Annotated in this window: 8 protein-coding genes; 5 read left to right on the top strand and 3 right to left on the bottom strand. The window is 69.3% G+C overall.

The features are described 5' to 3' along the window. Positions 1–369 precede the first annotated feature (369 nt). Both D7Y13_RS32660 and D7Y13_RS32655 read left to right on the top strand, forming a co-directional pair. Positions 370–1,389, top strand: coding sequence for an endonuclease/exonuclease/phosphatase family protein (locus D7Y13_RS32660; RefSeq protein ID WP_120535555.1), 1,020 nt, complete (start codon positions 370–372; stop codon positions 1,387–1,389). A gap of 226 nt (positions 1,390–1,615) precedes the next feature. Beyond that, positions 1,616–2,671, top strand: a complete 1,056-nt coding sequence (locus D7Y13_RS32655; RefSeq protein ID WP_120583440.1) for a GNAT family N-acetyltransferase — start codon at positions 1,616–1,618, stop codon at positions 2,669–2,671. Here the strand turns inward: D7Y13_RS32655 and D7Y13_RS32650 are convergent. Then, a complete protein-coding gene (locus D7Y13_RS32650) occupies positions 2,655–3,788 on the bottom strand; it encodes a hypothetical protein (protein WP_120583441.1) in 1,134 nt (377 codons plus the stop codon). The genes D7Y13_RS32655 and D7Y13_RS32650 overlap by 17 nt on opposite strands. 125 nt (positions 3,789–3,913) lie before the next feature. Here D7Y13_RS32650 and D7Y13_RS32645 point away from each other — a divergent pair, with 125 nt between their 5' ends. From D7Y13_RS32645 to D7Y13_RS32635, 3 genes are all read left to right on the top strand, one after another. Continuing rightward, complete coding sequence (locus D7Y13_RS32645; RefSeq protein ID WP_120535552.1) at positions 3,914–4,450, top strand: hypothetical protein; 537 nt, start codon at positions 3,914–3,916, stop codon at positions 4,448–4,450. A 57-nt stretch (positions 4,451–4,507) separates the two neighbouring features. Then, entirely contained in the window at positions 4,508–5,803 is a 1,296-nt protein-coding gene (locus D7Y13_RS32640) for an APC family permease (RefSeq protein WP_120535551.1), read from the top strand. A gap of 139 nt (positions 5,804–5,942) precedes the next feature. Further along, a complete protein-coding gene (locus tag D7Y13_RS32635; protein ID WP_233595507.1) occupies positions 5,943–6,632 on the top strand; it encodes an abortive infection system antitoxin AbiGi family protein in 690 nt (229 codons plus the stop codon). Positions 6,633–6,644: 12 nt separating this feature from the next. On the opposite strand, the gene D7Y13_RS32630 is transcribed toward D7Y13_RS32635, so the two are convergent. After that, complete coding sequence (locus D7Y13_RS32630) at positions 6,645–7,991, bottom strand: Fic family protein (RefSeq protein WP_120583442.1); 1,347 nt, start codon at positions 7,989–7,991, stop codon at positions 6,645–6,647. A 51-nt stretch (positions 7,992–8,042) separates the two neighbouring features. Beyond that, positions 8,043–9,428, bottom strand: coding sequence for an ATP-dependent RNA helicase DbpA (gene dbpA, locus D7Y13_RS32625; protein ID WP_120535548.1), 1,386 nt, complete (start codon positions 9,426–9,428; stop codon positions 8,043–8,045). Positions 9,429–9,506: the final 78 nt, after the last annotated feature.

Genomic DNA, 9,506 nt, shown 5'->3' with positions numbered 1-9,506 from the left:
GGGGGGACATGGGCAGGGACGGGGTCATGGCGGTGGAACCTCGAAGCGCGTTCAGCGGCTCGGAATGCAGACAGCATGCACACGCCCGTCGGCCCGGCTGGTGACCTCGGGGGCGAGCGGTCGGGGACCCCGGGCGAACGGCGCCAGTCCTCCCATGGCCGGTCGGCGCGATGGGAGCCCGGGCGGCGGTCCGCGCGATGAACGGCCCCGCTGGCGTGGTGAGCGGTCGGCGCGGGAAGCCCGGACGCGGCACGTCCGGTCCCGCACGGACTCCCGGTCGCAGCGGGCGCATGAGCCGCGCTGCGTTGGACGATTCGGGTCCGGTCCGCGCGCGAGCGCCCTGGGAGGCGGTGCTAGGTTGCCGCCCCGATGTCACCCTCGTCGCGGCTCCCCTTCCGCCCCCGTTCGCTCCGCTCCAACCTCGGCCTGTGCGGCCTGCTCCTCGCCTTCGCGGGATGTGATGGCCGCCCCACGCAGGCCCTGCCCCCTCCGGACGCGGGCGCCTGTCTCTCCAGCGCCTGCTCGACGCCCGACGGCGGAACGCCTCCGGAAGGGTCCGCCGGCCGCGTGCGCATCGCCGCGTACAACGTGCACCGCCTCTTCGACACCGTGTGCGACACAGGCTCCTGCGGTGGCTCCAACTACGAGGAGCTGCCCACACAGGAGCAGTTCGAACAGCAGGCGGAGCGGCTGGCCCGCGCCATCACCGCGCTCAACGCAGAAGTGGTCCTGCTGGAGGAGGTTGAAACCCAGGCGTCCCTGGACGAACTCCAGCGTCGCACGCCGGGATTCGGCCACGCGCAGCTGGGGGAGATCCACACCGCGGCGTCGGTGGACGTGGCGGTCCTCTCCAAGCACCCCATCATCGACGTGCGCCGCCACCGCGAACGCTACATCTACCGCCCGGACGGCTCCGCCACGCGCTTCTCACGCGAGCTGCTGGAGGTGCACCTGAACGTGAGTGGCGCGGAGGTCATCGTCTTCGCGGCGCACTTCCGCTCCAAGGTGGACGATGATCCGGGCCGCCGCATCGCCGAGGCCACCGTCTCCCGGGAGATCGTCACGGACGTGGCGAAGGCATTCCCGGACGCGCTGGTGGTGCTCGGCGGAGACCTCAACGACGTCCCCGGCTCCGAGGCGCTCAACCAGATGGAGCTGGATGGAGCCCTGCTGCGCGTCTCCAGCGACCGGCCGGTCACCGAGATCTGGACGTATGTCTATTCCAACCAGCGCCAGGCCATCGACCACCTCTACCTGGCTCCTGCCGGCGGCGCCTATGTCGCGGGCTCCTTCCGCGTGGCGCGCGAAGGCAACGGCTACGGCGGCTCCGACCACGGCGCGGTGATGGCGGACTTCTTCCTCGGGCCCGCGTCCCTGGGCAATCCCTGAGAAGTCGAAGACAGTCTCGTCGCGCTCGGCCACGGATGCGGCGCACTGAACACTGACGGCCCCTCCCCCATGCACTCGGGGGCCGCTTACCCACACTCAAGCGCTCCCTAACTTCCCTGCATGGAATCCATGCCGGGGCGAAGGTCGCAGGAACCGCGGCGCGTCGGGGGGCGGCCTGTCGCGCCCACCCCTTCGCGCCGCGCCAGCCCCTCCTCGGGAGGGCGCCATGGTTGAGGTTCGCACGTTCGAAGGTGACGCCGCGGAGGCGTCCTGGTTCATCAACCGCGTCTGGCAATCCAGCTACGGCAGGACGACGGCACTGCCTGTCTGGAACTCGCGCTTCATCGACTGGTTGTTGTTCCGGGGCGGACAGGCCCCTCGCGACTACCTGCTGGCGGCGTATGACAAGGGAACGCTGGTGGGGACGCTGTTCGCGGAACCCGCCCGGATCCGCCTGGGGGCCCTGGAGGTGGACGGCACCCATGGGAGCCGGGCGACCGTCGCGGACTCGCACCGGAACGAGGGCGTCGCCGGAATGCTGGCGCGGGAACTGTTGCGTCGCCACCGCGACCTTGGCGCCCGACTCTCCCTCGGCTGCGTGACGACGGGCGTGCGCGAAGCGGGGTTCTGGAAGCACACCTGGAACAAGCGCCACATCTACGGGCTGGGGCTCTGGGCGTATGTCTTTGACGCGCGAGCGCTGGCCCGGGGGGCGTTCACGGACACCCAACGCAACCTGCTCACACTGGCGCGCCCCTTCCTCCGGCAGGGCTACCGCGAGGCGGACACCGCGGGCATCCGGCCCTATCACCGCAACGACCTGAATCGCTGCATGAGCCTGGTGCAGCGGATGATGCAACCGGTGACCCTGGGCTTCGCCTACACGACGGAGCGACTGGCGCACCAGCTCCAGTACCAGGACGTGCCGCGCACCTTCGTGCTGGAACAGGACGGCGAGGTCCAGGGGCTGGTGAACACCTACAGCCTTGAGCTGACGGGCCAGGGCTCCCACTCCGTCACCTCGGAGGTCGTGGACCTGGTGGCCTTCGAGGACTCCGTGTCCTGCGGCGACCGGCAGCGGCTGCTCCAGGCCGTCATGCAGGACATGGCGCGCCGGGGCGTGGCCTGCGCCGGGATGCTGCGAAGCCCCGGCCTCCCGGCATCCGTGCTGCTGCGAACGGGCTGGCTGCCCCTTCCCGGGGGCGCGAAGCTGACGTGCCTCCTGCCCTCCTCGAACATGCACCTGCCCGCGTCCCTGAACGTCTTCACACACCTGCGCTGAAGCCGCGGCGCGCGCGGGCCCGGTGCACGAGCCGCGAGCCCCAGCCGAACACGGTCCGCATGCCCGAACCCGCGCAGACGCACAGCGCGGGGATGACGAGCAGCAGGTACTGCGGCCACTTGGTGCTCCACAGCAGCAGGAACACCAGCCCCACGACAGCGCCCACCGCCCACACGGGCCGCTCGCGCCATGTCCGGGGTGCGCCCACCACGGCCAGCGGCAGCAACGCCCACGTGTTGAAGGACGTGAGGTAGATGCCCTCCTGCGACCGAGGCAGCCACGGGTCCAGCAGGAACGCGAGCGGCTGATACCAGGGCAGCGCGCTCTTCCGCACGTGTTCGCTGTGCGAGTAGTCCCAGTGGAACGTAACGGACTCCCACAGCGACGCGAACGGCGAGGACCACAGCGCGGGGTTCGCGAGCAGGAACACCGCCACCGTGGGCACGACGAACGCGGCCCACGCGCGCCACCGCGTCCGCGCGCCCGTCACCAGGAACGGCAGGAACGTGAGCCCGCCCACCAGCCCATACGGATACTTCCCCGCCGCCGCCAGCCCCAGCAGCGCGCCGGACACACCCAGCCACGCGAGCGCGAAGCCACCCGGGCCCCGTCGCGCGCGCTCGAAGGCCAGCAACGCGAGCATCGCCAGCAGCCCGGGCACCGCCTCCAGGTACGCCTGGGATGTGTACTTCGTGTGGTACGGATCCCACGCCAGCAGGAGCGCGCCAAACGGATCCACGGTCGCGAGCAGCCCCACCTGGAGGACGCCAGCCACCGCGGACAGGCCCCGCGTCACGCGGAAGGCGGGCCGCGCGGCGTCAGGCAGGGGCTGCCCCATGGGCACGTTCGGCCAGTCGGGTTCGGGGGCGTGCGCCGTCCGCACGGCCTGCGCGAAGAGCAGCTTCACCAGCGGCGGGTGCTCGAAGTTCTCGCGCAGCGCGCCCACGTCGCGCCAGCGTCCCTGGTCCAGCATCCTCGCGTAGGTGTAGGCGATGGGCAGGTAGGTCGCCTCGTCGAAGTCTTGCGACAGCCGTTCCACCGCCTGGAAGCGTTGCCATGCGGCGACCAGGAGGGCGACGAGGGTGACGAGGAGGGCCAGCAGGCGCGCGCGGGACACGCTCGCAGCGATATCACGGCGTCCCATGGAACTGGAGCAGAGGGACCGCCCCGTCCGGACGCAGCCCCCCGAGCAGCCGGGGCGTGGCCCTGGTGTCGCGTGGCCCGACGCCCCAGCTTTGGAGCATGAAGACCGCCTGCATCCTCACCGTCGCCGCCCTGCTCGCGGGTGGATCCGCCGTCGCGAAGAAGACGGACGACATCGTGGAGCTCAAGACACCCCGGACGACCGTGCGCGCGAGCGTGGATGCGCAAGGCCTCCAGGGTCCAGACCTGCGCCTGCGGATGACGAACGACGCGCTGCGCGGACAGGCCTTCCAGCGCCCCGTGGACCTGAAGCTGTCCGACCAGCGCATCCAGGGCACCGTGGGCCAGGAGCCGGTGAACCTCTCCGTGCGCGAACGGCCGGGCGTGGTGGAGATGGCCGGCAACTTCGCGGGCCAGCCCTCGTCGCTGACGCTCAGTCCGGACGAGCTGACGGGCTCGGTGGGGCCGTGCGGCTACAACCTCATCATCGAGCGCGACCGCAAGCACTACAGCGGCACGCGCGCCTGCGGGGACCAGCGCGAGGACAACGTGCACCTCGCCATTCCGGAGTCCCTGGGAGAGGACTCCGCGTCCGGACGCATGGCCGCGCTCAGCCTGCTGCTCTCCCATCCGTGAGTACGGAAGCCAGGGTGCCCATGGTGCCGCGCGGCCGGGTGTAGTGAACTGCGGGCCGTGCCCACCCTTCCTGCTGACGCCGAACCCAAGCGCACCGTCGGTCCCTTCCAACTGCTGGCCCTGGGCGTCAACGGCATCGTGGGCGTCGGCATCTTCTTCGCGCCCGCGGAGGTCGCGGCCCAGGCCCCCGGGATGGGCGCCGTGTGGGCCTTCGCGGTGACGGGGCTCGCGCTGGTGCCGGTGGCGCTCGCGTTCGCGGTGCTCGGGCGGAGGTTCGACGCGGACGGCGGGCCCGTCGTCTTCGCGCGCGCGGCGTTCGGCGAGCGGGCCTCGTTCCTCGTCGGCTGGGTGGCCTACGTCAGCGCCTTCCTGAGCGCCTCCGCGGTGAACGCGGGCCTGGCGCGGGCGCTGGCGCCATCGCTGGGACTGGCGGGGCCGGTGGGCGAGCGCCTCCTGGCCTCCGCGCTGGTGACGGGGCTCGTGGCGCTGGTGGCCACCGGGATGCGCGTGTCGGCGAGGACGTGGACGGCGCTCACGGTGCTCAAGCTGGTGCCGCTGGTGGCGCTGCTGGGGGCCTTCTTCTTCCTGCCCTCCCCCGGAGAGCTGCCGTCGCCCCTGCCCGCCACGGGAGGCTCCTGGCTGAAGGCGGGGCTCGCGGTGATGTTCGCCTTCCAGGGCTTTGAAATCGTCCCGGTCATCGCCGGGCAGGTGCGCTCGGCGGAGCGCACGGTGCCGCTGGCCACGGTGGGTTCGTTGCTGGTGGCGATGCTGCTGTACGTGGGGCTGACGTGGGCCTGCGTGGCGGCGCTGCCGGGCCTCGCGCAGGCGAGCGCGCCCCTGGTGCAGGCGGCGGGCGTCTGGGGTGGCAGGGGGCTGGAGCGCTTCGTGAACGCGGGCACCAGCGTGTCCGCGCTGGGCATCTGCCTGGGGACGCTGGTGACGACGCCGCGCTACCTGTCCGCGCTGGCCTCCGGAGAGCGGTCGCTGTTCGGCCTGGAGCGCATGTCCGCGTCGGGCGTGCCGATGCGGGCGCTCCTGGTGACGTGGGTGCTGGTGATGGGGTTCGTGAACATGGGCGACCTGTCGGAGCTCTTCGCCCTGTCCGCCATCGCGGTGCTGATGCAATTCGGTGTCACCGCTGCCGCGCTCGCGGTGTTGTCGCTGCGGCGGGAGCGGAACCTGAGGCCGGCGCACGCGCTGCTCGCGGTGCCCACGCTGGTGCTGGGGTTGACGCTGGTGGCCTTTGGCGCGAGCGCGCGCGAGGCCGCGGTCGCTTCGCTGGCGGTGCTCGCGGGGCTGGCGCTCATGCAGTTGTCGCGGCCGAGGGTTCCAGCGCCCGGCCCCCAGCCCTGAGCAGGCTGTCCGCACGAGGGGCGGGCAGGCGCCGGGACAACCTGCCAAGTCGGGTTGCGAAGAGGTGACCGGGCCGGGAGACTCCCCCGGGGGTTTTCGGTCGATGCTCGGGTATCAGGCGAACGCGCAATGGCGGGACATGTCCGACTTCGTGGTGCATTTCACGAAGCCCGGGCCCCCGTACCATGACGCCTACCAGAACATGATGAGCATCCTGGGAGCGCGCACGCTCATCCCGGGCGCGGAGGGTTTTGGCATCGCGCGGCGGGAAGCGAAGGTGGCGGACCGGAGCCGTTCGGTGTGTTTCAGCGAGATCCCCATCGACCAGCTGGGGCGTCTGGTGCAGCGCCGGAGCCTGTACGGCATCGCCTTCCGCAAGAGCTTCATCCTGTCGCAGGGTGGAGGCCCCGTCTGGTACGTGCAGTACGGCTCCCCGGCGCACCTGGCGATGAAGCACCAGTTGGCTCAAGCGCTGACGGCGAAGGAGCCGCACAAGGAGCCCGTGTGGGCGGTGACGCCCTTCGTGGACATCCAGGGGGACGCGCACAACGCGCCCTACAACTACCGCTTCGACTGGGAGCGGGAGTGGCGCGTGCCGGGCCTGCTGCGCTTCACGGAGTACGACGTCGCGGCGCTCTTCCTCCCGGAAGAGGTGCACGCGCTGGCCCAGGACTTCTTCGCCTGGGCGGTGCGGGAGCGCGCGGGTCCGGGCTACTTCTGCCCGGTGTTGGACCCCGGCTGGAAGGAAGCGCAGATCGCCGAAGCGCTGGCGAAGCACGCAGAAGGACCACCGCCGACACGCACGGAAAGCAAGCGAGTGCCGGGGTGACGCCCCGTGGGCTCAAGGCTTGTAAGCCTTGAGCAGCCGTTCGAGCTGCGCGACGGGGGAGAAGGAAAAGGCGCGTCCAGTCCGTGTTTTGTTCAAAAAACCTGCCGCCTCAAGGTCGAGCAGATCCTGCCGAGCAGTCTGGTAGACAACCCCATGCTGCCGCCGGTACGACTGGATATCGTAGCGTGCGGCCGGGTGACGAATTGCATGGAGCAGCAATTCGCGCTGGCGATGGTTGAAGTTCGGATCATCCTTTAAAATCAGGTCCACCTGCTTCACCTCCTGCCCCTTGCGCGCCAGATAGGCGTAGAGGTCCTCGGTGGCCCGCTGGATGACATCCAGTTGGTGGAGGAGAAAGTAGGTGACGTCTCCGCGGTCCGTTTCTGTGAAGAGGAACGCGCGACTGTATTGCATCTGGGCGCGTTGGATGATCCTGGAGATAGAGATGAATTCCGCGATCCAGTAGCCCTGTCGGAGCATGCTCCAGTAGAAGAGAGCTCGCGCAGTGCGCCCATTGCCATCAACGAAGGGATGGTCATAGGCGAGCATGAAGTGGAGCACTATTGCGCGTACGACCGGATGGACGAAGACGCTGCCCCCAGGGTGATTCGCGAATGCACAAAGTTGCTTCAGCCGAAGAGGCAGCTCACGGGCATCCGGTGGAACATGGAGGATCTCTCCACTTCCCCGGTCCTGTACCGAAATGGTCTCCTCGCCGCGCCGTAAGCGGCCCTCTTCGCCAGGTTCGAGCGTGCCGTGCGTAATGGTTTCGTGCAGCTCAAGCAGGAAAGAGGTCGTCAGGGGCTCATTCGACTTCCTGCGCAACAGCTCCATGGCCTGGAAGTTGTTGAAGATCATCCGCTCGTCCTTCGTTCGCGGCGGACGTCCCTGCACCAGCATTTCCTTGGCGACTTTTCGCGTCGTGGAGGCGCCCTCAAGCTGACTGGAGGTAATGGCCTCTTCCATCAAGGATCGAACGATGTACCGGTCACGAACATCCGGGTTGGCCAACTGAGGGTCCGCCAGCTCAACCCCCTTGCCGAGTTCACGGTCGATCTGGTGAAGCCCAGCCAGGAGGCTGTCAGGACGCGCGAAGGAGAAGAACCCACCGGTCTTGTCCAGAAGCGGCAGAGTGACGCTGAGCGCGGCGCGGGCGGTCATCACTCGGTACCACCACTCCTCCAGCCCCATGCCCTCGGGAGTCGGATGACGCCGAAGCTCGTCCCAATGCAGGTATCGACCGTTAATCTCCGGACCAATCGAACTACGCCCCAACAAAGCGATGAGGTTCTCGGTTCCAGTTCGAGCAACCGCCTGCAGGAAGGCCTGGAGGTCGGGAGGGGTTGCGGGGATTCGCATCAGCGATGTTCTACCAATTTACTACTAAAATAGCAGTCGATTAGTAGTTCCCTACTTCACCCGCTCGATGCGGTGCTTGCGCCCCTTGATGCGGCCTTCGCTCAGGCGCTGGAAGGCGACCTTCACCACGCGCTTGGAGACGGCGACGAAGGCGTGGTGGTCGTGGATTTCAATCTTGCCCACGTCCGTCGCGGCCAGCCCGCCCGCCTCGCCGGTGAGCGCGCCCAGGATGTCGCCCGGGCGCATCTTGTCCTTGCGGCCGGCGGAGATGGACAGCGTCTCCCAGCCGGAGATGAGCGACACGCCCGGCGTGTTCTCCGGAACCAGCGCCTCCACGTCGCCCTTCTCCAGCTTCACGCCTGTGGTGCCTTCGATGTCCTCCACCTTCCGGCTGTCCGAGCGCGTCACCAGCGAGAGGGCCAGGCCCCGCAGGCCCGCGCGTCCGGTGCGGCCGATGCGGTGCACGTACGCCTCCGGCTGCTGGGGCATCTCGTAGTTCACCACCGCGTCCAGCGCCTCCACGTCGATGCCCCGGCCCGCCACGTCCGTGGCCACCAGCACGCGCGTGCTGTGATTGCGGAACTTCGCCATCACCCGGTCCCGGTCGAACTGCTCCAGGTCGCCCTGCAACCCGTCCGCGCTCACGCCCGCCTTCACCAGCTCGCGCGTCACCTCCACCACCACCGCCTTGAAGTTGCAGAACACGATGGCGGACATGGGCTGGTGCTGCTTCAGGATGCGCAGCAGCATCCCCAGCTTCTCTTCCGGCTGGCACGCGTATGCCACCTGCTGGATGTCCGGCGCCGCCTCCTCCTGCGCCAACGACACCCGCACGGGGTCCTTCTGGAACGCGCGGCTCAGCTTCTCGATGTCGTCGGGGAACGTCGCGGAGAAGAGCACCGTCTGCCGCTTCGACGGCGTCGCGCCGAGCACGCGCTCCATGTCCTCGCGAAAGCCCATGTCGAGCATCCGGTCCGCTTCATCCAGCACCACCGTGGCCAGGTGCCGCAGGTCCAGCACCTCGCGGTCCAACAGGTCCAGGATGCGCCCGGGCGTCCCCACGCCGATGTGCACGCCCTTCTCCAGCGCCTCCACCTGGGGCTTGATGGGCGACCCGCCCGCCAGCGGCAGCACCTGCACGCCGGGCATCCGCCGCGCCAGCCGTCGGATTTCTCCGGCCACCTGCGCGCACAGTTCGCGCGTCGGGCAGAGCACCAGCGCCTGGAGCCGCCGGTCCTGCGTGAGCTTCACCTTCTGCAGGATGGGCAGCGCGAACGCCGCCGTCTTCCCGCTGCCCGTGCGGGCCTGTCCCACGAGGTCCTTGCCCTGCAACAGCACCGGGATGGTCTGCGCCTGGATGGGGGTGGCGGTGCGGAACTCCAGCTCCTCCAACACCTGGAGCAGCGGGGGCGACAGCGCGAGCGCGGAGAAATCCATCGGGGCCTCGGGGGACGGAGGCACTTCGGCGCCTCGGGGGGTAACGCGCGCCCTTGTAGCAGTCTTCAGGGGCCGGAC

The organism is Corallococcus praedator, assembly GCF_003612125.1.
GTDB lineage: Bacteria > Myxococcota > Myxococcia > Myxococcales > Myxococcaceae > Corallococcus > Corallococcus praedator.
The sequence above is the reverse complement of the archived record's forward strand: the minus strand, read 5'-3'. Positions and strand labels throughout refer to the sequence as shown.